The organism is Nostoc sp. DSM 114161 (genome assembly GCF_052692665.1).
On sequence record NZ_CP195141.1, the window covers coordinates 2763335 to 2787020 of the forward strand.

Annotated in this window: 23 protein-coding genes and 1 pseudogene; 6 read left to right on the forward strand and 18 right to left on the reverse strand. The window is 39.7% G+C overall.

Going from position 1 to position 23686, the window contains the following annotated elements:
• Nucleotides 1–24: 24 nt before the first annotated feature.
• From NSTC745_RS12050 to NSTC745_RS12070, 5 genes are all read right to left on the reverse strand, one after another.
• Nucleotides 25–804 (reverse strand): PEP-CTERM sorting domain-containing protein, encoded by a 780-nt coding sequence (locus NSTC745_RS12050; protein WP_445637341.1) that lies wholly within the window; start codon nucleotides 802–804, stop codon nucleotides 25–27.
• A gap of 429 nt (nucleotides 805–1233) precedes the next feature.
• A complete protein-coding gene (locus NSTC745_RS12055; RefSeq protein ID WP_445637342.1) occupies nucleotides 1234–1755 on the reverse strand; it encodes a hypothetical protein in 522 nt (173 codons plus the stop codon).
• A 72-nt stretch (nucleotides 1756–1827) separates the two neighbouring features.
• Complete coding sequence (locus NSTC745_RS12060; protein ID WP_445637343.1) at nucleotides 1828–2268, reverse strand: hypothetical protein; 441 nt, start codon at nucleotides 2266–2268, stop codon at nucleotides 1828–1830.
• 309 nt (nucleotides 2269–2577) lie between these two features.
• A complete protein-coding gene (locus tag NSTC745_RS12065) occupies nucleotides 2578–2760 on the reverse strand; it encodes a CsbD family protein (protein ID WP_096534524.1) in 183 nt (60 codons plus the stop codon).
• A 637-nt stretch (nucleotides 2761–3397) separates the two neighbouring features.
• On the reverse strand, nucleotides 3398–3865 hold the full coding sequence (locus NSTC745_RS12070) for a hypothetical protein (RefSeq protein ID WP_445637344.1): 468 nt from the start codon (nucleotides 3863–3865) through the stop codon (nucleotides 3398–3400).
• Nucleotides 3866–4113: 248 nt separating this feature from the next.
• Between NSTC745_RS12070 and uvrB the strand changes: the two genes are divergently transcribed.
• The 3 genes from uvrB (at nucleotide 4114) to vapB (ending at nucleotide 7144) form a co-directional block, all read left to right on the forward strand.
• Nucleotides 4114–6111, forward strand: coding sequence for an excinuclease ABC subunit UvrB (uvrB, locus tag NSTC745_RS12075; RefSeq protein ID WP_445637345.1), 1998 nt, complete (start codon nucleotides 4114–4116; stop codon nucleotides 6109–6111).
• Nucleotides 6112–6123: 12 nt separating this feature from the next.
• Nucleotides 6124–6705 (forward strand): Uma2 family endonuclease, encoded by a 582-nt coding sequence (locus NSTC745_RS12080; RefSeq protein WP_445638587.1) that lies wholly within the window; start codon nucleotides 6124–6126, stop codon nucleotides 6703–6705.
• A 208-nt stretch (nucleotides 6706–6913) separates the two neighbouring features.
• Entirely contained in the window at nucleotides 6914–7144 is a 231-nt protein-coding gene (gene vapB / locus NSTC745_RS12085) for a type II toxin-antitoxin system VapB family antitoxin (RefSeq protein WP_445637346.1), read from the forward strand.
• Between the two features lie 225 nt (nucleotides 7145–7369).
• Here the strand turns inward: vapB and NSTC745_RS12090 are convergent, their stop codons facing one another.
• Complete coding sequence (locus tag NSTC745_RS12090; RefSeq protein ID WP_445638588.1) at nucleotides 7370–7990, reverse strand: hypothetical protein; 621 nt, start codon at nucleotides 7988–7990, stop codon at nucleotides 7370–7372.
• Nucleotides 7991–8134: 144 nt separating this feature from the next.
• Between NSTC745_RS12090 and NSTC745_RS12095 the strand changes: the two genes are divergently transcribed.
• A complete protein-coding gene (locus NSTC745_RS12095) occupies nucleotides 8135–8902 on the forward strand; it encodes an SDR family oxidoreductase (protein ID WP_445637347.1) in 768 nt (255 codons plus the stop codon).
• A 193-nt stretch (nucleotides 8903–9095) separates the two neighbouring features.
• Here NSTC745_RS12095 and NSTC745_RS12100 read toward each other — a convergent pair.
• The 7 genes and pseudogenes from NSTC745_RS12100 to NSTC745_RS12130 form a co-directional block, all read right to left on the reverse strand.
• A pseudogene (locus tag NSTC745_RS12100) lies at nucleotides 9096–9377 on the reverse strand (DUF1257 domain-containing protein); the annotation flags it as partial.
• Between the two features lie 83 nt (nucleotides 9378–9460).
• A complete protein-coding gene (locus NSTC745_RS12105; RefSeq protein ID WP_445637348.1) occupies nucleotides 9461–10555 on the reverse strand; it encodes a hypothetical protein in 1095 nt (364 codons plus the stop codon).
• Nucleotides 10539–11696, reverse strand: coding sequence for a VWA domain-containing protein (locus NSTC745_RS12110; protein ID WP_445637349.1), 1158 nt, complete (start codon nucleotides 11694–11696; stop codon nucleotides 10539–10541). The genes NSTC745_RS12105 and NSTC745_RS12110 overlap by 17 nt, the downstream gene beginning before the upstream one ends.
• Nucleotides 11689–12660 carry an AAA family ATPase gene (locus tag NSTC745_RS12115; RefSeq protein WP_445637350.1) on the reverse strand — a complete coding sequence of 324 codons (972 nt, stop codon included), beginning with the start codon at nucleotides 12658–12660 and terminating at the stop codon, nucleotides 11689–11691. The genes NSTC745_RS12110 and NSTC745_RS12115 overlap by 8 nt, the downstream gene beginning before the upstream one ends.
• Nucleotides 12653–13726 carry a hypothetical protein gene (locus NSTC745_RS12120; protein WP_445637351.1) on the reverse strand — a complete coding sequence of 358 codons (1074 nt, stop codon included), beginning with the start codon at nucleotides 13724–13726 and terminating at the stop codon, nucleotides 12653–12655. Before NSTC745_RS12120 ends, NSTC745_RS12115 begins: the two co-directional genes overlap by 8 nt.
• Nucleotides 13727–13755: 29 nt before the next feature.
• Nucleotides 13756–14862, reverse strand: a complete 1107-nt coding sequence (locus tag NSTC745_RS12125; protein ID WP_445637352.1) for a hypothetical protein — start codon at nucleotides 14860–14862, stop codon at nucleotides 13756–13758.
• A gap of 20 nt (nucleotides 14863–14882) precedes the next feature.
• Entirely contained in the window at nucleotides 14883–15818 is a 936-nt protein-coding gene (locus NSTC745_RS12130; protein ID WP_445637353.1) for a trypsin-like peptidase domain-containing protein, read from the reverse strand.
• Between the two features lie 335 nt (nucleotides 15819–16153).
• On the opposite strand from NSTC745_RS12130, the gene NSTC745_RS12135 reads away from it, so the two are divergent.
• Together NSTC745_RS12135 and NSTC745_RS12140 are read left to right on the forward strand one after the other, a co-directional pair.
• A complete protein-coding gene (locus tag NSTC745_RS12135; RefSeq protein ID WP_445637354.1) occupies nucleotides 16154–16870 on the forward strand; it encodes a rhomboid family intramembrane serine protease in 717 nt (238 codons plus the stop codon).
• Nucleotides 16871–17072: 202 nt separating this feature from the next.
• Nucleotides 17073–17744 (forward strand): rhomboid family intramembrane serine protease, encoded by a 672-nt coding sequence (locus NSTC745_RS12140; protein WP_445638589.1) that lies wholly within the window; start codon nucleotides 17073–17075, stop codon nucleotides 17742–17744.
• Here the strand turns inward: NSTC745_RS12140 and NSTC745_RS12145 are convergent.
• The 5 genes from NSTC745_RS12145 to crtB all read right to left on the reverse strand — a co-directional run bounded on the left by NSTC745_RS12145 (nucleotide 17731) and on the right by crtB (nucleotide 23617).
• A complete protein-coding gene (locus NSTC745_RS12145) occupies nucleotides 17731–17925 on the reverse strand; it encodes a hypothetical protein (RefSeq protein ID WP_445637355.1) in 195 nt (64 codons plus the stop codon). The genes NSTC745_RS12140 and NSTC745_RS12145 overlap by 14 nt on opposite strands.
• On the reverse strand, nucleotides 17915–20083 hold the full coding sequence (locus NSTC745_RS12150; protein ID WP_445637356.1) for a GumC family protein: 2169 nt from the start codon (nucleotides 20081–20083) through the stop codon (nucleotides 17915–17917). Before NSTC745_RS12150 ends, NSTC745_RS12145 begins: the two co-directional genes overlap by 11 nt.
• Nucleotides 20084–20212: 129 nt before the next feature.
• Nucleotides 20213–21565 carry a polysaccharide biosynthesis/export family protein gene (locus tag NSTC745_RS12155; RefSeq protein WP_445637357.1) on the reverse strand — a complete coding sequence of 451 codons (1353 nt, stop codon included), beginning with the start codon at nucleotides 21563–21565 and terminating at the stop codon, nucleotides 20213–20215.
• 229 nt (nucleotides 21566–21794) lie between these two features.
• The gene (locus NSTC745_RS12160) at nucleotides 21795–22520 is read right to left on the reverse strand and encodes a cyanoexosortase B system-associated protein (RefSeq protein ID WP_445637358.1); all 726 of its coding nucleotides are present in this window, start codon (nucleotides 22518–22520) and stop codon (nucleotides 21795–21797) included.
• A gap of 209 nt (nucleotides 22521–22729) precedes the next feature.
• Nucleotides 22730–23617: a cyanoexosortase B gene (gene crtB / locus NSTC745_RS12165; RefSeq protein WP_445637359.1), complete on the reverse strand. Its 888-nt coding sequence runs from the start codon at nucleotides 23615–23617 to the stop codon at nucleotides 22730–22732.
• Between the last annotated feature and the right edge of the window lie 69 nt (nucleotides 23618–23686).

The following is a 23686-nucleotide window of genomic DNA, read 5'->3' on the forward strand; positions in this document are numbered from 1 at the left end:
CTATCTATTGGATGAGTTTGTTGTCTAAACTTTGCTAGTAGCTTTTTGTTGCTGCTTTTGTTTGCGGTTCAAAGCCACACCAAAACTGGCGACTGTCAATAAACCTAAGATAGTTGTAGGTTCGGGAACAGTCTCAAAATCATAGGTGAAGTTATCTAAGACAAATTGTGTGCCAAAGCCACCATATCCTACATCGATGCCACCAAAGGATGTAAATCTTAAACTGTCAATGCCAAGAAAGTCAAAATTAAACAGTGTCGGAGATGTAGTATCTACGCTTACTGTTGTTGAATATTTAGTTATTCCACCTAAGAAGCCCTCTACCAGAATATTTAAGCCATTATTGAAAGCTGCTGTCAGATAAGTACTATTGAAGTTAAATGTACTACCTGCTAAACTTACATTACTTACTGTGGCGGGTTCTCCAAATCCATTGTAGGCAACATTTGGTGATGAAACTGTTCCAAATTGATAACCAGATGGGTTAATCTCAAAAGTTGGAGTAGTTAGATAAAAAAAGTTATCCCAATTCAATCCGCCATAGCCGTTTGGAATTGGATTGCCATCAAATTCACTAGTCGCAGGAAGATCGTCAAAAGTCACAACAAGCGCCTGCGCCTGTCCTGTGCTAATTGTTCCGGCTGCGACAGCAGTAAATAATGCTACGCTACAAACGTTAAGTAAATTTTGTTTTGCTGTCAATTTAATCATTGAAATAATTCCTGTAAACCGATAAAAGTTGATGATGGATTTACGGTAAATCCAAAGTTCGCAGTACCTCAAAGCGATCGCCGATCGAAGCATCTAAGGCGATCGCTCACACTGTCACATCTGAAAATAGCGATCGAGATGACTGAAGTCTTCAATCTCTCTTGGGTATTGATATGCTGAAAATAATTACGTGTTTTCTCGGTAGATATAAGCTTAATTTCGCGGAAAAACTAAATATTTGCAACTCATTTTTATCTGAATTTACAGAAATTTCAAAGTATACTTTTTATCTAAACCTTTAAAAATAGTTCTATAAGTTATGAATAGTCAGCATTTTAAGGTATTTCAATAGATAAATACAGATGTAAGATTTATATGAGTTCTATTTAGTTAAAAATAAATCTCGTTATATTAAATGTATTGTTTTATACATAAATCTCTTAATAATAGGCAAAAAGAAAGGTGGGCATAGCCCACCATACTTTGTTACGCAACACAACAAATTAAGAACCCAGACACAGCTTATTTACGACTACCTAGCCATTTAGCAGCTGCAATTCCAAGAATACCTGCCACTACAGGATTACTGAGAAATTTAATCAAAGCTGGTTGATCTGCTAATACTTCGCGGAAAATATCTGGATGGTTGTGATAAACAAAGGACGCGAGTTTGCTAACATCATCAGCACTCATGCGGCTGGCGTGATGTGTAGAAAGACCCAACTGTTGTTCTAGATGTCGTTCATCTAGTCCTCTTTCTTTTAAGTGTTTGAAAAAGCCCCTTGCTACATCATCGCGTTCGTTGGGTTTAATTTGAGCGATCGCCTGTTGTAATTCCGGCTCCATTTGGCTAGTAGGAATTTTATCTGGATGCAAAGATCTACCAAACAAATGCTTACGCTGATCTGGTGTTGTCCGTTGGGCAAAATCATCAAAATTTTGATATTCGGTTGTTGAATTGACTGTAGGTTCATCCAGAGATTCTACATTTCCTTCAGCCAAATCTTTCATGATTTGGCGTCTATATTCTTGATTACTTGTCATTTTTTTAATCTCCTTTTTTATGGTTCGATTTACCCATCTCCCCACTGCCTATTTTCTCGATGGCATCAGCAATTAGGTATACTTGACTTGGTTAGTCTGAACGTCATATTCAGTAGTCAAAATTAATTGCTTGTCAGGGCTATAAACCAAAACTTTCAAATCTTGATTTGGGAAATTCTTACGAAAACCTTGGACTAAAGATTTTGCTAATGGTCGAACTTCATTAGGGCGCACTTGAGGAGAAATCACAATGCCTAATTTGTTGTTATCACGAACATAGGCATCTTTAATTAATCCTTGGGATGTTTGCACAACCCAGTTACCAAAAGTTTGCCCTCCTGGAGTATTGCCACGCTCTAACTGTGCATAAGCTACATCTCGACTAGCGGCTGGCGCGGTTGTTGTACGGTCAAGTTGTGCCACTGTACCACCAGCACAAGCAGTAGTTATCATCAAAACTACAGTTAAAACTAAAGCCGCGAATATTTTGCGACTTTGTTGAAGTAGGCTCATCTTTTCCTCCTAACAAAACACTTTGAAGAACAAAGTAAATAGCTAGTAAATTCCAGCTAATGAAATTTGTAAAACTTTCAAGATTTACAGACAAGTCTCTATTTAAAAAAGCTGATTTAAAGAGTGTAGAGACGCGATGAATTACGTCTCTACATAATTTCTGTCAGCTAAGCTAAGACCCTTATTTATCCTTTATTTAGGAACTGTAAAATGAGTTTAGCTTAGCTAGCTCCTAGACATTTCATATCTGGTTTGCAAAAATTGGATACACCTTGATAACTTTGATATTTTTGGCAAAAAATATGAAATCTAGTCAATTTTCCGCTTGATATTTTCTTTTACGTCTTCAATGCCGTGACGCACTTCGCTTTCTGCTTGTTTTGCTTTACCTTCAGTTTTATCTTCTGGATCGCCAGTAACATTTCCTGCTACTTCTTGGGCTTTTCCTTCAATGTTCTTAGCAGCAGCTTTAGCCCGATCTTCTAAGCTCATTTTGATACTCCTGTTTATTTTATCTAAGTTTATTTCAAAGCAATAAAGTAACTTTGAAATCCTTTGTTATTACCCTTACACCCTAACTTAAGGTTTTCGATAGAGCCTTCCACCACAAGGTATATTAAATAATTTAGATTTATGAATTTAGAATTCAGAATTCAGAAAAGTAATTAGAATAAGCATCGTAGCTATTGTTTAAACTTAAATTAAAAGAATTAAAGCTTAGTTACCTATGCTAAAAGACATAGAAGAAATACAAATATAGGAATCCGCTTTGATTTTTTAAATTATTTATCTGATGCGCTTGGCACAGCACAAGCGTTATATAAGACTGCTATTTGATTTTTGAATAAAATTCTGTAACCTTCAATCTTCTATAACCCTCTTACTTCTTGCCTACCCACATAGATAAGTTCAGAAATAAAACCGGATTCCTATCTATATAAGTAGGTAGACATAATTAAATGTAAAATACAAAAGTTTAAAACCGCGAACGACGCTGGCTTTTCCCTTCTGCACTTCGGCTACGCTCAGCGTAAACCTCCTGCCTTCTCCTTATTTGGCCTGTTGAAACTAAAAAACCCAGTTTCCTTACGGAACTGGGTTAATAAAGTTATGGGGATATTCTTTTTGTCTAATCTAGAAAACCCATGAGGTTTGCAGAATCGTCTATATCATTTGATGCTACTGGACGGTTACCAAATACTGAATAGCTTTCGGCTACTACTAATGAACTTGAGCTAACTGGACGAACACCAGAGAGATTAATACTTTCAACTACTTTGAATGTATTAGCACCAATTGGACGAATACCCATTGCATTATAGGTTTCTACAACTTCCAAGCTACTGGTACTAACAGGACGCACTCCAGAAATTGAAAGTTGTTCTGCAACTTGCAAGTCGCTGCTACCTATGGGACGAACTCCAGCAATGGTCAGTGTTCCACGAGTTTCTGGTGCTGACTGTTCGCTAGCTTGCTCGACTCGATCTTTATTCACGTTCTCGCCTTGGTGATTTTCAACTTCCACTGTAGTTTCCCCTTTCAGTTTTGCGTACTTCTGCCGAGGATTAATCGCTTTAGCACCACTGCTAATAGCCATAACTAAACACCTCTGGTTTATTAATTGAATTTTACAATAATTAAGGAAAGATGATTTTTTCCTATGTATCAAAGTTTAACCTTAAAAATCCTCACATAGATATAAAAATCTTTAAAACTTACACATAAGTAAATCGGAATAGTAAAACTTTGTAAAGGATTATTGCTATTTTGTCGCTTAATTAGCGAGCTACAATATATAGGGCGTGAAATCGTCACAATCAGGCAGGGTATTTTCAGCAAAACTGTATGACAGAATTTTGTCTTCAAGCTCCCTTTAGTCCGACAGGCGATCAACCGCAAGCGATCGCCCAACTCAGTGCTAGTATCAAAGCTGGCAATCATTACCAAACTTTACTAGGTGCCACGGGAACAGGCAAGACATTTTCAGTAGCAGCAGTAATTGAAAAAATTGGCAAGCCTACTTTAGTCTTGGCGCACAACAAAACCTTAGCTGCACAACTTTGTAACGAACTACGAGAATTCTTTCCCAACAACGCAGTCGAGTATTTCGTCAGCTACTACGATTATTATCAGCCGGAAGCATATATTCCCGTCACCGATACTTATATTGAAAAAACAGCGGCAATTAATGATGAAATAGATATGTTGCGGCATTCAGCGACGCGATCGCTTTTTGAACGCCGTGATGTCATCGTCGTTGCTTCCATCAGTTGCATCTACGGTTTAGGAATCCCATCAGAATATCTCAAAGCTGCCATCCCTCTCCAGATAGGTATGGAAGTAAATCAACGTCAAATTTTACGGGATTTGACAAATGTGCAATACAGCCGTAACGACATAGAAATGGGTCGGGGAAAATTTCGCGTCCGGGGTGATGTTTTAGAAATTGGCCCGGCTTACGAAGACCGAATAATTCGCGTCGAATTTTTTGGCGATGAAATAGATGCGATTCGTTATATTGACCCAGTAACCGGGGAAATTATTAAAAGCTTAGAAGCCGTAAATGTTTATCCTGCGCGTCACTTTGTCACTCCAGAAGAACGCTTAGAAATAGCTTGTCAAGACATCGCCGCAGAATTAAAAGAACAAAAAGCTTACTTAGAAGAAGCTGGGAAATTATTAGAAGCGCAACGTATAGACCAGCGCACGCGTTACGACTTAGAAATGCTGCGGGAAGTTGGTTATTGTAATGGCGTCGAGAACTATTCCCGTCACTTAGCAGGAAGACAAGCTGGAGAACCACCAGAATGTTTAATTGATTATTTTCCCAAAGATTGGCTATTAGTTATCGATGAATCTCACGTTACTGTACCTCAAATTCGGGGTATGTATAACGGCGACCAAGCAAGAAAAAAAGTTTTAATCGAACATGGATTTCGGCTTCCTAGTGCTGCTGATAATCGTCCTTTGAAAGCAGAAGAATTCTGGCAAAAAGTCAACCAATGTATTTTCGTTTCAGCAACTCCCGGAAATTGGGAATTAGAAGTTTCTGAAGGTCATATCGTAGAACAAGTAATTCGACCAACTGGAGTAATCGATCCAGAAATTTCTGTGCGTCCGACGGAAGGACAAATTGATGATTTATTAGGAGAAATTAAAGACAGAGTAGACCGCCACGAACGAGTTTTAGTTACCACATTAACTAAGCGTATGGCGGAAGATTTAACAGAATACTTGGAAGACCACAGTATTCGAGTGCGGTATCTACATTCTGAGATTAATTCAATTGAACGAATTGAAATTTTGCAGAACTTACGCGAAGGTAACTTCGATGTCTTGGTGGGAGTAAACTTGCTGCGGGAAGGTTTGGATTTACCAGAAGTTTCCTTAGTAGTAATTATGGACGCAGACAAAGAAGGTTTCTTGCGAGCCGAACGTTCTCTAATTCAAACTATTGGTAGAGCTGCGCGTCACGTCAAAGGACAAGCAATTTTATATGCTGATAATCTCACCGATAGCATGATTAAAGCCATTGACGAAACAGACAGGCGGCGCGGGATTCAGACAGCATATAACAAACTGCATGGAATTACACCACAACCGATTGTGAAAAAATCGAGTAATGCGATTTTGTCATTTTTAGATATATCTCGACGGTTGAATGCAACTGACTTAAAAGTCGTAGACGAACATATCGATGAACTACCTTTAGAACAGATTCCAGAATTGATTACTTTGTTAGAAACACAGATGAAAGAAGCGGCGAAAAAACTCGAATTTGAAGAAGCTGCAAAACTGCGCGATCGCATTAAACATTTGCGGGATAAAATGCTGGGGCGTTAACCTGAACTTACGATCGCCAATCTTCGCTTAATTAGCGTTAAAGAATATCATAAAATGGCGGAAACAGGAATTTTTCATCCTGAAGAACGCTTAGAATTAATAGCGGGACAAATTATCAAAATGTCCGCCAAAGGAATGGTTACTGAGCGGAGTCGAAGTACTGCTCACGAATCTGCAATTATCCGCACAGAAAGGCTATTACGTCAACGCTTGGGTGACAAAGTTTTATTAAGAATTCAGTCACCAGTGCAACTTGATGATTACTCGGAACCAGAACCAGATATTTCAGTGGTGAAGCCGAATCCATTGGATTATGAAGACCATCATCCCAATGCTTCGGAAGTGTTTTTAGTTATTGAAATAGCTGATTCTAGTCTTAAATACGATCGCGAAATCAAAGCGATGGCATATTCTAAATCAGGTATTATTGAGTACTGGATTTTAGATATCAATGGACGCAAGTTGTATATGTATCGTCTTCCGAGTCCAGACGGCTATCGCAGTGAGAGTATTTTTGCAGAGGATGTGACGATTTCACCTTTAGCTTTTGGTGATTGTGCGATCGTAATTCGGGAATTATTAGTGAAAATCTAAGGAGCGATCGCATTAAACATTTGCCAGATAAAATGCTGGGGCGTTAGTACTTATTCAGGATATCAATTAAGATAACGCTCTTTTTTTGCTACCTTAAATAAGGTGAATCATTCATCGATTGCTTAAAGCTGTAAAGGTTCATGTGAGATAAAATCTCTGCCATCACTTACCAGACAATTACCAGCAGAATAACCTCTCAGGAGAAATCATGGCTATTGATGCAGAAATTTTACAAACAATAGAGCAAATGCCAGATTCACTTAAACAAGAACTATTACATTATGCTAAATATTTAGTTGAGAATTATTCAAAGAGTGTTTCTCAGGAAAGTTCAGCACAACAAAAGCGTCGTTCTGGAATTTTACAAGGAACTTTTGTTTTACCTTTGCCTCATGACTTTGATGAACCTCTTGAAGTCTTCCAGGAATACATGGAATGAGTGCTTTCTTGTTAGATACTCTTCTCTACGAGACGCTGCGCGAAGGCGTTCTTCTCTACGAGACGCTACGCGAACGCGTTGGCGGAAGCCTCTCGTAGAGAAGGCGTCTTGGCGGTTCGATAGATTAGGCTTTTCAGCAATTAGCAAAATACAATGGGCTGGACTTGCTAAGACCATAGCCAGAAAGCATATACACGATAAAATGCTGCGATATTAGTACATAGACTATCCCCATCCTCGCAGTTTTTTATGTACCTGCGCCAAATACCACATATAATCATCAATTTTGTAATTATCAGCAGCTTTAACTATATATTCCTGAGCTAAATTAAGATTATTCTCAGCTTCATAATATAATCCCAAATAAAGATGACTGTAAAAATTTCCATTTATCCCTTCAGATATACCAACATTTAAAACATCATCTGGCGTACAATTTCCTGCATACAAATCATATACACGCTGCATGACACGCCGAGGGTCATTTTTCACAGTTAGTAAAGAATTACGTGCCTCTTCAACACCTGAAATACGAGCTATGCAGAGATATCGCCAGACTGTTTCTTCTACATCTTGAGCATTCACAGTTAAATCTATTTCAAACTGTTGAGCGCCCTCGGCAAATCTTTCTGCATAATAGTACGATAATCCCCGTTGCCACAGGTAGGGTTTGACACGGGCATCCAATTGCTCTGCCATATCAAAATCTTCAATAGATTCATCAATTTTCGCTAACTGGAACTTAACCATGCCTCGACGAATATAAGCATTAGGATTTTGGGGTTGATTGCGAATAGTTTCGTTCCACCGTTGTAGTTGATTTTCTAATGAATTTCCAAAAAACATGAGTTTGTCAGTGGGTTGAAATGCTGTGAATGGTTTAGGGATGGCAATCATCTAGATTACGACAAAAGGCGATCGCATTGGACGCCTGCAAGATAAACTCTTAGGTTATTGGGAGCTTGAAAAGAAAAAATCAGTCTAATTCAAATGAGCGAACGCTGGACACTGACAGGAAAGAAAGCGCTGATTACAGGTGCTACCAAAGGTATTGGACTAGCTGTTGCCAATGAGTTTTTATCTCTCGGTGCAGAAGTCATAATAGTAGCGCGGAGTTCTGAAGATATTGACCGACAAGTGAGTATCTGGCAACAGTCTGGATTACCTGCATCTGGGATAACAGCAGATGTTGCAACCTCTGATGGTCGTCAAGTCATCTTTGAGCAGGTTAGCAAAACCTGGGATAAATTAGATATTCTGGTCAACAATGTTGGCACAAATATTAGTAAAAAACTCGTAGACTATACACTAACTGAGTATCAATTCATCATCGAGACAAACCAGACATCAATTTTTGAGATGTGCCGTCTGTTTTATCCTTTGCTGCAAAATAGCAAAAACGGCAGCATTGTTAATATCAGTTCTGTAGCGGGTTTAGTCTCGAATCGTACAGGCGCTCCCTATGGTATGACTAAAGCGGCTATAAATCAACTGACGCGATCGCTATCCGTTGAATGGGCTTCAGATAGTATTAGAGTCAATACTGTAGCACCTTGGGCTATTCGCACGCCTCTAACTGAGTCTGTACTTGATAACCAAGATTTCTTGAAATTAGTTCTGTCTCAAACACCTATGGGAAGAGTTGGTCAACCAGAAGAAGTAGCAGGTATAGTGGCATTTCTTTGTATGCCTGTGGCATCTTTCATCACTGGACAATGTATCACCGTTGATGGTGGATTTTTAGCTTTCGGATTTTAATGTGATATCGTAGCCTCAAATTTTGGAAAATCCCGCTTATACTTTTGAGTAGCAATTTAGTTTGAAGTTAAAATTATGCCTTAAAAAATTCATTGCCGCAGCTTTGACACTTATAAGTTTTCTTATAGTTATGATATCCAGATTGAACAACTTGAACAAAGCCACATCTTGAACATTTAGGTTTTATTGTTTCTCTATTTTTGATATTTGCCAAAGTTTGATTAACAGCATATCTCTGATTTATGCTGTTAATTAGCTCAGTCTGATTATGCTTGTTGGTAATACCCGCTAAATCTGCAATCATATCAAAACTGCCGTCAGAATTACGTGCCCAACCTATATCATAGTTTCCTTCTAGAACAGCAACAACGTCACAACAAACCCTTTGACCATTGTAGCCACGAACGTCAGCCTCAGTTTTGACGCTAATCCCCAAGTCTCGGAGAGTCTTTTTGAGTATATTAGCATCAGTTATTTTAGAGCGTAAGGTACTAAAATGGCCTCCTTTTTCTTGATAACCAGCTTTCTTAAGTAGCTCCGTTGCTTCTCTCCAATTATTTAATGTGTTTCTCGCCATTTTTTTGTAATTTGTTCAATATATCGATATAGACTGAGATTAGAACTATTTAATATTTGCTCTATTTGTTTAATTTCCTTCGGTGACAAATATCCATAATAATTACGTTCGTTATCAAGGAAAAGCATCACATGTAAACATTGCTTTTCAAATGGTGTTAATTCCTTTTCTTTGCCACGACTCAATATTTGTTTAGCTGATGATAAGTCTTTATATAATGTATTTAAATTCCAATTTTGAGGATTTGCTAAAAATCTAGTTTCAATTGTTTCAAATAAATAATTTATTTCATCTTCATTAGCTTTTTGGTTAATTCCTAATATTTTGAGTATAGAAAATGAAAGTAACTTTAATGTACTATTATCTATGTTTCCTTTTGCATGTTCTTGCCTAATTTTTCGTTTTAAAGCTTGCTCATCTCCATAAAGCATCTTTGCCACAACTCGGCTATTACCGATCAAATATTGATATTTATTCCACTGATTTGTATGCTGAAGCGCATCTGTTAAAATTTCTAGCATTCTAGTAACTTGTATTTTCTGCGAAAGGCTAAAAATATCATTATTTTGAGATAGACTTGACTCTAATAAGTTAGTCAGTTCAATAATTATTTTATTTGGGTCAATATAAGCTTGTGCAATCCACAATTGAGTACGAGTTACTTCTAAACTTTGCTTTAAACCAGATTTTTCATCCAAGTAGAACTGTAAAAAATTAGCTAAACTAGACGGGCGTTCTAAACCAAACTTCTTTTCTAATTCTAAAAGCAATACTTCTCTTATTGATGGTTCGACTTCATAGACACCATCATCAATCGGACGACACAAAGACGAGAGCAGAAAATCAACTTCGGCAAACCAAGGAATTTGTTTATCATCCAGAAAATTGATGTGGATTAAATTCAAGAGTTCTGGTGTTAAAATCAATGGCAATGCAGCATGGCAAGCAAGCATCAAATGCTTGGAACCAAAGCTTCGTTCAAATGCCAATATTTCCCGTACTGCTAAATCGGGAGAAAGCCATTGTTCTCTAACCGTACTGGGAGCTTTAATAATCTCTTCAAGAATTTTGCTCATCGATACCAACTCCCGGAGGAAATGGATGCCCTCGTAAAATGTTTACCGCATCATCTAAACCTTCTCGGTCTAAAGGAAACATCGGTATCATACAGGCAATATCTTCTGCTGTTGTTGCTACCCAACGAGATTTCGGCATAGGATTGAGCCAAGCATAGAGGTAAGTGTAGGTACTAAGGGTTTGGAGAAATAATTTGGTTTCTGTTACTCGCTGGAGATCGTAATAACCACGGGCTGCGCCTGCATCACCAATAATCAATACACTGTTGCCTTTAGCTTCCTCATTTAATATTGTTTCTAAAGGTAGAGCATTAGTCAAGTTAGGGCGTTGATAAAGCAGATTTTCTGGGCGATCGTGAAAATAGTAAAGTTTAGTTTTGCCAAGTAAACCGCCTCGTAAGATACTTTCAATTGTCGCTTCAATTAAAGAAGCAAAGGGAGCCATTGAACCTTGCCGATCTACTAGTACCACTAATTGAGCTTGATTGCGACGGCGGGGCTTCAACACGGGTTGTAGCAATAAGCCAGAACTACAAAGATTGCTAATTGTAGCTTCCACATCTAACTCTTCAAGGACACCTACTCGTTGAGGACGGCGTAGATATCGCCAGACTCCTGCCATCTCTCGCCGACTGATGGGCAACCGAGTTGTTAATTGATAATAATGCGTTTTTTTTGTTGGCTCAATTTCCAATACAAATGACTTTTTTACAAGCTTTGTAGGTAGTTTCTTCCACTGCTGTGGTGATTTCATAACTAGCTCAGATTCTGGCAGATTGTTACCTAGTTGCGAAATATCTTTTGCAGTTTGGAATTGAGAAATAAAACGTTCTGGTAAGCTTTCAAAAAACTCTTCACCAGGTGTAATAGTGGGAGTAAGAATATTTAAGTCATCATGTACAGTAGTATTTTGCAGTTCGGGTTCTACTAACTCTGCAAAAGCCAAATCGAACAGTCCTTGATCTTCGCGTGACTTTGCCCAAAGTAAGCGAAATAATCCTTTGAAACTGTCAGGATCTTCTAGCCCTACTCCGCTTTGAATTGCCTCGATCGCTGTAAGATAATCTGATACTCCCAGCGGTACGCCCTGCTTGCGTAACCGTTCAAAAACTTGAAGCAGTAAGAAATCTAGTTTAGCCATTCTCCTTGTCCAGATTTTTTCTCCTGCTATTAAGGGCGTTGCGATCGCTTTGAGTTTTCACCAGCGTCTCTAAATGAGGTAAATATACTACATCGGTACTTGCCAATTTTTCGGCATTTAGTTGGTTAGCCTGCTGCTTTTGCTCTAAAATTGCTACCCAATCCAAAAATTCACTGGTTCCGGGTATTTTTCGCCAACTCTTTAACTCATGCCGCAGATCCCAAAATTTTTTCAGCGCTACTTCAAATATGGGCGTAATCTGGTTACGAAAATGGCTCTGGAGAATTTGTTTCAGCGTTTCTTGATTAGGAAATTCAAGATAGTAGAATAAACAACGCCGGAGAAAAGGTTGTGGCAATTCTTTCTCTCGGTTACTAGTGATGATAATTAGTGGTAAACAGTCTCGCCGTTCCTGACGTGTTTTGCCCTTTAAAGCATCATACTTCATTTCTGGCACTTCTTTGACTTGAAATTGCAATCTATCCAGTTCCAGTAACAAGTCATTCGGAAAATCAATATCGGCTTTATCAATTTCATCGATTAGTACAACTGAGGGAATATCATTTTGGGACTGTGCGATCGCTTGACCTAATTCTCCTAAAGTGACATACTTCTCTCTTGATGCCGCTTGATTTTGATTATTTGCTACTTTTCCCTCTTGGATATCATACAATCGCCTCAATGCATCATAATCATATAGTAAATCTTGCGCTCGACTAGAAGAACGGATGTAGCAGGTATGAAGGGGATAACCTAATTCATAAGCAACTGCATAAGCTAAACGAGTTTTACCGCAACCTGGATCGCCTTCAAGCAATAAAGGACGACGCAGATAAAGGGCGGTGTTAACTGCATCAGTTAAAGATTTAGAGGCAATATAAGGTTCTTCATGCATCCATGCATCCGTAAATTGCTTGTAGCGGCGTTTACCCTCACCTTTGTAAATTCTTGCTAATTTATCCATAACGCCTAGTACCTCCTAACTCTTGGAGGATGTCTTTCATTTCTAAATAAGTTGTTGTTAAATCTCCAGATTGACTTCGCAGTCGCTTGAGGTATTTTTCAATCTGCGTAGCTTCAATTCCTATCATTCTTAGCTGGCCACGAAACCACGGTTCTAAATCTTCCAATTGAAAATTATTTGGAGTTTTTAAGACAGTAAATCCGCTTAATAAATATTTACCAACATTCGCCCAAATTATGACGAAACAGCGACTTTTATGAATTAGACATGGTAATAAAGAAGGTGAAATATTTTGCCAAAAAGATTGAGCCGATAAAGCTAATAAATCCATATATTTCTTAGAATCATTGTGATTCCAGATAATTAGTAAAATATCTGGATTGCATTCTGTATTAAATAATTCAGGAAAGTCTTGATAATTGTATTTATTTAAAAATTTATTTTCTATACTTGAAGTAGAAATGCTTTCTGGGCAAAGCCGTATTTCTAATTTTACATTTGGACGCCCAGTTAACAATTTCAATTCCCTCTGTATTCGCTCGATAATATACTCCTCCAAAATTCGATGCTCGCCTTTAACAGCAAAAGCAAATGCTCCTTCCTGCCTGACTTCTTGTCTGAATTTACTCATCAGAATTTCTAAGTCGTAATTAACAATTATACCCCGATCAACTTTGAGCGGTTGTTGAACTGGAGGAGGTATATTCCTACCTTCAGTTAGCAAGTTATTATATCTATAATTTCTTTCTAATTGTTCAATAAAAAGCTTAATTAATTGTTGTTCTTGCGATGAGAAATCAAAATTCACATCACTTAAAATAAGTATATACTCTAGAAAAATAATTAATGCTGGTTTTTCGTAAATATTAATTTGGATAAATTGACTAAAAATGCTAGAAATATAATCAGATGATTTCTTATCTAAAGTAATTCTATGACAGTATTTGCCTAAGCCACAGTTAACTAATAGGTCTTGTCTAGAATTATTATTTAAAGCTTGAAAGTAAGTATTGTTAATTAAAACTTTCTGCAACTCAGCAGAAAGTTTATGATTGATCGGCGTCATAAATCAGTTTCGGAAGGAGTATAATCACTTTACTGTACAAAAATTTGTTCTAACGCTGTCAATTCTGCCTCTGTCTGAGCATCTAAAACTGGTAGAGGACGCTGCATAATTGAAAAGAGCGATCGCTTTTGTGTGCTCGCACCTTGTAAACCAATCTCACTCAAATAATCTTGAATTTTCAGTACCATGTTTTCACGGTCAACTTTTATCAAATCAGGGCTAGAATAAATTGCTATTTTAATTGCAGGCAAAAGAAGATTTTTTGCTTTGTTATAATTACCATCAAATACAGCCTCCTGAGCTTTATTCACCAATTCCTTAATTTGGGTTAGCGACTCCCAATCTTGAGATGTACGTTTTTCTATACGGAATAGCATATAGCTGTAGCCTTCCAGTGGTTTGGCATCCTTAATGAAATCTTTGGATCTTCCAAATGCAGTTTCTTTTAGCTTATAATGAACGATTTTTAGACTATCATTTACGATACAAAGTGTATCTGGATTAATTTGGTTTTCCTCAGCTAAAATTGCGACTAAATAACCTGCTCTCAAATCATTGTTACCTCCTCCACCAGCTGCCGAAAATGTTTGCTGATAACCTAACTCTAAATGACCTTCTCCAGCACCAATTAAGTCTTCAATTCCTCGATATATAGGTTCTACTATCTTCAGTAAAGATGAGATATTCGGTACTGGCAATAACTCCGAAAACCTTCCCATTGTTTTAATAAATTTACCAATAGGGTTGCTATTAACCATACTAAATAAACCTGCTTGCAACTCTACTAAACCGTTGTTGAAAGGAAATAAAGGTGTAAGCGGATAGTTATATTGAATCACTTTATTTAAATTTTCTTTTGTCAGTTCTTTTAGATGTCCTGGTTCGGCAAGACAGGGAACTGTTAAAGATTTACCATCATGATTAAAGCGAATAGCAGCATGAACTACTGGATATCTTTCCCTCAACCAATCCACGTCTTTAGCTAAATGCATCTCTACTAACCATAGGCGACAATAAGCTTCTCCCGCTTTGATTGGCGTAGCATCATAATCTACATCAACGCAATATTCTTCTAGAAACTGGGCTTGATACCTTGGGGAATTTCGTCTGAACAATTCTGAAAATGGCAAATTCATAAATCACTTTCTAAACAATATTAAAACAGTTGAGTTTGAATATTTTGCCAGAAGGCACGAACAGGAACACCAGAGGTTGTTTCTGGCTCTTGCGATCGCCCCGCAGCTATACCTAAATTTCCTCGATGTATAGCCACTAATTGCCAATCACAATTGAAAATTGGCGCACCAGATGAACCATTTTCTGTGCTGATATTATGGTCGATGTAATCTGCTCCTACTTGCAAAATCTCACCTAGCTCTGAAATGACTGCGTGTTGTCCTTGCGGATGGTGAATCAAACGAATTTTCTGACCACTATCTAATAGAGCATCGCTAGCTGTAACATTTTGTTGTTGTGGCACATTTTTGACTCTAGCCACAGCATAATCAAGTTGACTGGAGCGTATCAGTGTTGCTAAATCGAGTTCAAAGACATCTGAATCTAAATTGTGGCTTCCTTCGACGTAATTAAACCGTGCCCAAGCTGTTTTTGCCTGACTTTTGCTAAAAATATGATTACAAGTGAGTAGCCAACTTTTGCGGATTAACACACCTGTTCCAATATGACTACCTTTCGGTGAGTCCATAATAATACTGGCAACGCTATTACGAGCAACCAAAGCTTTGAAGTTTTCTTGGCCCTGTTGAGCTAGTCTGCTGAATAAAGGTACATCATTGATTAGTTCATTGTAGTTAGGCGCAATCTCACACAGGTGTTTGAGCAGCTCTATCATAGGGTGATAGTCCAATTTGTTATTGGAAACGCGGTAATTTCTAAATCTTGAGACTAATTGTTGAGCAAATATTCTAGGCTCATCACTAAGATTTATACTGCTCAGGAAAGCTTTATCAAGATTAGCGTTTTGGAGAACAGTCAGGCGATCGCTAGCATTACTAAACGTAATTGTAAATGTAATTAGCGACTCAATTAACGGTTTAACATCTTGCTGCATCAAAAATAATTCTGGCTGCATAATTTCATTTGCTAGCCTCAATGTAGGTTATTGGCAATTTGCTTTGTATATTGTGGAAAATGTACTGTAATGATTATGAATCTTACTAGTACACTGACGGAGATTAAGATAGCATGAAAAATGCTTCAAAAGGCTATACAATAGAGCATTTTTAATTTTTCAGTCTGTGCAGTGGTGCTGGGCGAGCAAAGAGTTTTAAGCGATCGCCATCTCTTGCCTAAGATTAATCAGGACTCAATCTCAAATCTAAAGCCAGAACTATCCACGAGGTAGAAGAAACTACTTGCACAATTCAGTAATGTAGAGTTTGTGTCTTCAAGTCAGGAAAAACGCCCGTGGTTCCCATTAGAGATAATAATCCTACAAAAATTACTCCTTATGTGACTTATGGACTGGTTGCTGCCAACGTCCTTGCATTTATTTATGAATCAAGTCTTCCCCCACGAGCATTAAATGGGTTTTTACACCTTGCAGCTGTAGTTCCACGAGAACTGACGTTGAGTTTTGCTGGTATTTCTGTACATCAACCAGTGCCAGAGTGGGCAACTTTGATTACCTCACAATTTTTGCACGGCGGTTTGTTGCACTTGGCCGGCAATATGTTGTTTCTCTGGATTTTTGGTAATAACGTTGAAGATAAATTAGGTCATGCTAAATTTTTATTGTTCTATTTATCTTGCGGCGTTTTAGCATCATTAACGCAGTGGTACTTCGGTCAAGATTCTAGCATTCCTTCATTGGGTGCGAGTGGTGCGATCGCAGGTGTTATGGGAGCCTACATTCTTCGCTTTCCCAAAGCTGAAGTTATTGGCGTTGTGCCATTAGGATTTTTCTTCCCGACTTTCCGCGTTCCTGCATACTTCTTTTTGGGATTTTGGTTTCTCGAACAAGCCTTCTACGGACTTGTCAGCCTCGAAACACCTACCAACATCGGTATGGAAAGCGGCGGTATTGCCTACTGGGCCCATGCAGGCGGCTTTATCTTCGGGGCAATTCTTGGGCCGCTCTTAGGTTTATTTAGCGATAAATCCCCAGAAGAGTCTTGGTCATAGTAAGTTTACAAGAGTTTTATTTTTAAGCGAATCCCACTCTTTAAAGGGTGGGATTTTGCAGTATTTATCATTAGTGATTTAGGCTTCAGGTGAAACAGTATTAGATGTGCGACAGTTTACTCTGAGTTAAAATACTTAAACTCAACAACTGTGGGTAATACAAGCTATATTGCAGTTAGTCAATAATTTAGGAAAAACACCTGTGTTTCCCCTCTACGATGAAAATCCCACGCGTATTACCCCATATTTGACCTATGGGTTAATTGGCATGAACATTTTAGTTTTTCTTCACGAGGTGACCCTGCCAAATGCACAATTGAATCAATTTTTAAGTCAGTATGCAGTAGTCCCTCAACAGTTAACCACCAATTTATCTGGGGAATGGATAACTTTATTTACGTCGCAATTCTTACACGGCGGATGGTGGCACTTAATCTCAAATATGGTGTTTCTCTGGGTTTTTGGCAATAATATTGAAGATCGTTTAGGTCATTTTAAATATTTAATTTTTTATTTGACATGTGGTGCTTTAGCCGCATTGTGCCAATGGTTTATTAGCATCAATTCTGATATTCCTTCATTGGGCGCAAGTGGTTCAATTTCCGGAGTTTTAGGTGCGTACATTATTCGCTTTCCCCAAGCTAGAGTGATGACTTTAGTCTTTTTAGGGATTTTCATCACCACCATCAGAGTTCCAGCATTAGTAATAATTGGACTTTTCTTTGTACAAAATGTGATATCCGGTCTTGCAAGTCTGCAAGTCGCCGCTCGTATGAGTGTGGAAACTGGTGGAGTTGCCTACTGGGCACACATCGGTGGTTTTGTTTTTGGAATGATTCTTGCTCCCCTATTTGGGTTGTTTAGACGGGATTAATGGGCATTGGGCAAGCAGGAAGTGTGGGAGGTGTGGGAGGTGTGGGAGGTGTGGGAGGATAGTGAAGAAATCTTTCCCCCCTCTCTCCCCACACTCCCCCATCCTCCTTTTCTCCCCACACTCCCCACATTCCCCACACTTCTCCATCTCCCCATCTTCTCTGTCCCCATTCAACTCGCACCCGCTGAAACTTCTTCTGATTCTTCAACGTTTTCTGGTTCTACTTCAGATGAAAACGTTGGGGGAGGTAAAGGAACGATGATATCAGCGCCGTTAATAATCGCTCCTAATAACCCCAGTTCCGATTCAACCAATTGATCGATCGCCTCGCCTAACATGTTCTCTTCTGTATAATGTGGCCGCGCCACTAGTACCATGCCATCGCTGTAGGGTTGGATTAATAATGGGTCATTGGATAAGCTTAATGGGCTAGTATCTAAAATCACTAGATCGAAACGTTCGCGGACATCATCCATCAGCCGCCGCATTTCGCTAGATTCAAGAATAGCAGCAGATTGCCGCACTGGGCCGGGGCTGGGAAGAATGTATAAATTTTCTACATCAGGAACTAAACGAATGCATTCACTCAAGTCAGCGTAATAACGCAGGGGTTCAATGGTGGCTTCAGGATCGGGAATTACTTTCAGCGACGTACAACGAGAAGGCGATCGCAAATCTGTTTCAATAATCAAAGTTCTTTTCCCAGCACGGGCAGAAGCAATGCCCAAGTTATAAGCACTTGCTGTTTTACCTTCTAAGCTACTGGTACTAGTAATTAACACTACCTTTAAGTTTTTACCACCAATCCGCCGTAGATTACTACGGAACTTTTCATAAAATTCTAAGTAGGGAGATTCTGAAGAAAGTACCACTGGCACTGCTTCTCGATCCAAATCATCTACTAGCATTAAAGGCAACTCTCCCAACAGTGCCACTTCCCGTTGCTTGAGGCTCTCGCGGATATCTTCTCTGGTTTTGAAAGTTCCTTCCAGCGACCCCAATAAAAATATCACCCCACCACCAACTAACACACCCAAGACACCACCCACAGCCAGGGTAATAGGTACACTCTTAGGAGGTTTGATGTCGGGAGTAACTGTCGGGCGTCTAGCAATGCTAAGGCTGCTGGTTGTTTCTGCCTCTGCGGTTTTAGCATCTGTTAGCTTTGCCTGCATTTGGTCATAGATGGCTTTTTTGAGTCCAACCTCCTGTTCTAAACGCGATCGCTCTAATTGCTTATTGGGTATCAAAGAATACTCTCGTCGCAGCCGTGCTTCTTGTTGGATTTCTTGAGCTAGTTGCTGTTGGAGTGTCTCCCGTTGGGTTTGCAAAGACACCATTTGGTTTGCCAGCTGTTGGCGTGCTGGGTCTAAACTACTCTGAGTACGAATACCAGCAATATCACCCCGGAGTGGAGCCGCTACACCATTACCGCCTAACACTTCAGCTGCACGTTGTTGGAGTAATTCTTCAGCTGCTTGTTTTTGGCGCAGCAGCTGAATCATGGTTGGGTGTTCGAGTCGTAAATCTTTCCTTAGCAAAGCGATTTGCGACTCAGTTTGATAAATTTGCGATCGCAAATTGGCAATAATTGGATCGGCACTCAAAGCTGAAGAAATATAAGCCTGTCCAACTGTTAAACCTAACTTATTTTGTAAACTGCGAATTTGCCCATCAACCCCAGAAATAGTTAATTGAATTTGCCGTTGGAGATTTTGGCTAGCAGTAACAGCAGCCAGCAAACTGCCATTTTCAGCTGCTAAGATTGCTGTGCGCTCGATGCGATCGTACTGTTCCAACCTCTTTTCAGCAATTTGTAATTCGCGTTTAGCCTGTGGTAGGCGCTCGTTAATTTTTTGAATAATTGCTTGTAATCGTCCAGTATTGATATCACTGCTCAACTTGACCATTGATTGCATCAATTCCGCCAAGACTTCTATACCTCGTTTGGGGTCACTATCTACATATTTGAGTTCAAAAGTAGTAGTTTCAAAATCCCCAGTCCTGGGATTTTTCTTAGGTAGAGAAAGGACAATACTTGCACCGATTTGTTTCGGTTTGAGATTCACTTTCTCTGCCACTGACGCGATTATCTGATTTGATAATAAAACTTCTTCATTTAGTTCTTTTCCTTGCTGTTGGATTTCACTACCAGTTGCAGAGAAAGAAACAGGTGGGCCATTATATGTAAGTGCGGCGGATGCTATATAGCTAGGAGGTGGATCTGGTTGCATAGCCACCACCGTTGACCCCACTACAACTAAACCAAAACTAGCTAGTCCAATCCACTTATATTTTTCAAAAGCAATAAGATAGCGCTTAACAATTGGTGGGGTCATAGTAGGGGCATATAATTAGTCATTGGGCATTGGGCATTGGGCATTGGTTATTAATTCATCTGTTTGCGTCTTTGCGTCTTTGCGTCCCCGCGTCTCCCCATCTCCCCATCCCCCCATCTCCCCATCTCCCTAATTAGATCCGCCGCCACCGAAGTTATCAAAAAATCGGAGAAAAGATTGCACATTAAAGAAGGGTTGGGTAATGGTACTCAGTAAATTAGTAATTCTACCGACGAGGTTCCGACCAACAACAATAACATCATTATCTTGAAGTGGCACGTTTTGAGATGCATCGCCTCCCAGAGCTTTTTTAGCATCCAGTTTTTGGGTAATGGCTTTACCTCGTTCGGGATCGAAGCGAACCAAAGCGATACTTCGGAGATTAGCAGTGTCGAGATTTACTCCTCCCAAAGCATCTACAAATGTACTGCCATTAGGCAGTGCTTGAGTAGAAATACCTCCGGCAGCGTAGTTTAATACTCGGACTCTAATCTGTGGTGTAGCCAAGGATGAACGTGCTACCAAATTGCGGTCATAACCATCTTCATTACCGACTTCACGACGAGGCACAACGATCGCATCTCCGTCTTGTAAGCGTAAATTAGGGATTGAACCACCATTTTGCAGCGCTGCATACAAGTCAATAGTTTGCGAAACCACTGAACCGTCCACTAACTTGCGGCGTATTTGCACTTGTCGGAGGTCTGCATTCAGCGTTGAACCGCCAGAGATTAACAAAGCATCAGCAACGCGCGGCGTCGGTGAATTAATCGGATAAATTCCTGGTCGAAATATTTCTCCGCTAATGGTCACTTGGACTGGTCGCGTTCCTGTCAAGGATACCACTACGATCGGATCTGGGAAAATTCGACTCAAACCCAAGCGAATTTTTTCTTGAGCTTCTTCCAAAGTTAAACCTTGTAATGACACAGTTCCCACTTGTGGCACTACAACGTTGCCTTCTGGACTGATGATAGCTTGAAAAACAAAGTCTTGACGCTGGCTTGCTAGGGCTAAAACTATTACCGGATCGACAACATAACGATTTAAACCCAAGCGAATTTTTTCTTGAGCTTCTTCCAGAGTTAAACCTTGCAAGGAAACTGTTCCTAGCAGCGGCACCACAATGTTACCTTCTGGATTAATTACAGCTTGAAAGCTTAACTCTGGAAAGCGCTGAACCGAAACGCTAATTCCATCTCCGATTCCTAAACGATAGGGCCCAGGAGGACGCTGAAGCACAACGCCAATACTATCTCCTGGCCCCAAAAGGTAGCGGCTGAGTTGAGGCGAAATTTCGTCATTTGTACTTGGAGGTACAACGTCCTCAGTACCCGGTACGGGGGAAGGGGGTTGCCCTTTATACGGTAAAGGCTGAGCAACAACAAGCTGAATAGGTGCTGTTAAAAAAACCCCTACTTGAAGACTGACAAAACACAGGGCGCTGAATGCACGCATATAAGATCTGGGAGTTATCAACATCGGTGCAGGAAAACTTATGTAAGAATTAGTCGCCCCGACTCGTTATTTTACCCTAAAAATGTCCTCAATGTCTTATTTATCTACAAGTATTTACCAGGAAAAAGCTGAAAAATTGTGTCAATGCTAATTCTAACTTCATATTTTGAAGTTCTTTTAACTCAGTTTCAGCCACAGAGCGATCGCACAAATACTTTGCTAAATTTCTGCACAAATATATATGTAACATAGTCTACAGAGGCCCAGCCATCAATGCAGCTTGTACTGTTTCCCCAATAGACTGGGCTAGAGGCCAAGATTTTTCTACTTGTCCTAAGGGTTCCATTGGAATCAAAATGCTCACGCCTACCCAAGGAGTGCGTTGCTTACGCCACTGTGCCAACTGGTCTGCCACGAACCAGTTGAATGGCGATGGATTTCCGCCGTTTGGCATAGCGTACCATTGCAAGACAGCAAAGGTTTGTTGTGGTGTCGAGCCGCGAAAGAACCTAGCTTCTACTTTCGTTTCAACATTAGAAGCTAACTTTGCAGATGGTTTGACAGTAAATTCAGCACTACGAGATTGAGCTACATCCCATTTTCCCCAGCGCGACCTTCCCCAGCCATTAACCTCTGTCCACTCAACCTCTGGTTGATCCATAGGCCCATTTTGCGGTAGCAAAAGTAAAATAGCCTGAGTGTCCTGGGAGCCTTCTTTTTTAATTACCTGCACAGACCATTTATGTTCGCCAATTTGCTGCTCTCCTTGTTCAGTAGTTTGCCAACCCGGAACAGTTAACCCAGTCTTACGCATTTGTCTTAATTCCTTAAGACTAGCCACAGGTGGTGGCTGTTTCCATTGCCAGTGTCCTGTGAGGTATCCAGGAACCCCTCCCATCGCTAACAGCAGTAGCAATAACAAAAGTGCTGCTATTTGACTTAATTGATTTTCTTTGAAAAACTTAGAGAAGGAAATCATCAGTAAAATTTTCAATACTTACGCAAAATTTTACTTTAAAAAATAACACCATGAGTTCAGTGATATTTAGGACTTATGCGGGAATGGGGAATGGGGAAATGAGGGAGATGGCAACGCCAAAGGGGAAAGGGGAAAGGGCAAGGGGCAAAGGAAAGATCCCTCATGTACCCTTTCCCCTTTTCCCTTTTCCCTACCCGAAGGGTTTTGCCCTATGCTTCATCCCCAACTTCCCCAGATGCAGAAAAATAGTTATTAATCCAATTCAGCAAGGGTACTAGTGACACGAGCATCAAAGCAGAGTAGAGGTCACCACCCCAACTATCATGGAGCCATTTAAAAGCTCCTTCTTGACCTGTGCCGTGAAAGAAGGTAAGTAAAGTGTTACGAATAATATTGGCAGTAGTACTAATTATCACAGCAATAGATAAAAACGATATGGTTGTGCGGCGTGAAGATAATGCGCCTGTCCAATAAAGCAGCATCAAACCGACGTAGAGTGTAGTGAACAACATTTTCAACCCTGCACAATAGGGAGCGACTTCAACAATTCGTCCTCCCACGTAGAGATTGATCTCATCCACAGTTACTTCCATACCAAATTGATTCAGTAAAAAGCCTGCGCTACCAGCGATGAAGCTTTGAAGAGGCAAGGTATAGGGAGCAATGATGTAGGGTACTGATGTTGGAGTTGCTAAAAATACCAATAGCAGTGGAAATGCTTGCGATCGCAAACCTGATACTCCCTTAAACCACAAGCACAATCCACTTAGTATAAAAGGTAGCGAAAGATTAACCCACTCTCTAACACCGCTAAGATAAAATACTCCCCCTAATAACAAGAAAACTGCACCCAAAGGATGGATACTATCTGGCAAACGCGCCCACTGTTTGCGATTGAGCCAGCCCAAATAAGCAGCAAATGGCAGACCAATAATCCCGTGACTGAAATATTCGTGTTCTGTACTAATATTTTTGTGCAGCCAACCATCCAGCCAATGTAGCAATATAGGAGCATAAAGCAGCACTAAAATTCCTAAAATAGCTAAATTTAACAAACCTGACACGTTTCTATTTTTAATCTGTTGCTGGAGTGCCATGATTTTAATTAATTATTGGGCATAGGGTATTGGGCATTGGGCATTGAGTATTGGGCTAATGACCAATGA

Excerpts from the sequence above, each read along its gene's own strand:
- NSTC745_RS12050 (WP_445637341.1), bottom strand. The coding sequence starts at position 804 with ATGCTTCGATCGGCGATCGCTTTGAGGTACTGCGAACTTTGGATTTAC.
- NSTC745_RS12055 (WP_445637342.1), bottom strand. The coding sequence starts at position 1,755 with ATGACAAGTAATCAAGAATATAGACGCCAAATCATGAAAGATTTGGCT.
- NSTC745_RS12060 (WP_445637343.1), bottom strand. The coding sequence starts at position 2,268 with ATGAGCCTACTTCAACAAAGTCGCAAAATATTCGCGGCTTTAGTTTTA.
- NSTC745_RS12065 (WP_096534524.1), bottom strand. The coding sequence starts at position 2,760 with ATGAGCTTAGAAGATCGGGCTAAAGCTGCTGCTAAGAACATTGAAGGA.
- NSTC745_RS12070 (WP_445637344.1), bottom strand. The coding sequence starts at position 3,865 with ATGGCTATTAGCAGTGGTGCTAAAGCGATTAATCCTCGGCAGAAGTAC.
- uvrB (WP_445637345.1), top strand. The coding sequence starts at position 4,114 with ATGACAGAATTTTGTCTTCAAGCTCCCTTTAGTCCGACAGGCGATCAA.
- vapB (WP_445637346.1), top strand. The coding sequence starts at position 6,914 with ATGGCTATTGATGCAGAAATTTTACAAACAATAGAGCAAATGCCAGAT.
- NSTC745_RS12090 (WP_445638588.1), bottom strand. The coding sequence starts at position 7,990 with ATGTTTTTTGGAAATTCATTAGAAAATCAACTACAACGGTGGAACGAA.
- NSTC745_RS12095 (WP_445637347.1), top strand. The coding sequence starts at position 8,135 with ATGAGCGAACGCTGGACACTGACAGGAAAGAAAGCGCTGATTACAGGT.
- NSTC745_RS12105 (WP_445637348.1), bottom strand. The coding sequence starts at position 10,555 with ATGAGCAAAATTCTTGAAGAGATTATTAAAGCTCCCAGTACGGTTAGA.
- NSTC745_RS12110 (WP_445637349.1), bottom strand. The coding sequence starts at position 11,696 with ATGGCTAAACTAGATTTCTTACTGCTTCAAGTTTTTGAACGGTTACGC.
- NSTC745_RS12115 (WP_445637350.1), bottom strand. The coding sequence starts at position 12,660 with ATGGATAAATTAGCAAGAATTTACAAAGGTGAGGGTAAACGCCGCTAC.
- NSTC745_RS12120 (WP_445637351.1), bottom strand. The coding sequence starts at position 13,726 with ATGACGCCGATCAATCATAAACTTTCTGCTGAGTTGCAGAAAGTTTTA.
- NSTC745_RS12125 (WP_445637352.1), bottom strand. The coding sequence starts at position 14,862 with ATGAATTTGCCATTTTCAGAATTGTTCAGACGAAATTCCCCAAGGTAT.
- NSTC745_RS12130 (WP_445637353.1), bottom strand. The coding sequence starts at position 15,818 with ATGCAGCCAGAATTATTTTTGATGCAGCAAGATGTTAAACCGTTAATT.
- NSTC745_RS12150 (WP_445637356.1), bottom strand. The coding sequence starts at position 20,083 with ATGACCCCACCAATTGTTAAGCGCTATCTTATTGCTTTTGAAAAATAT.
- NSTC745_RS12155 (WP_445637357.1), bottom strand. The coding sequence starts at position 21,565 with ATGTTGATAACTCCCAGATCTTATATGCGTGCATTCAGCGCCCTGTGT.
- NSTC745_RS12160 (WP_445637358.1), bottom strand. The coding sequence starts at position 22,520 with ATGATTTCCTTCTCTAAGTTTTTCAAAGAAAATCAATTAAGTCAAATA.
- crtB (WP_445637359.1), bottom strand. The coding sequence starts at position 23,617 with ATGGCACTCCAGCAACAGATTAAAAATAGAAACGTGTCAGGTTTGTTA.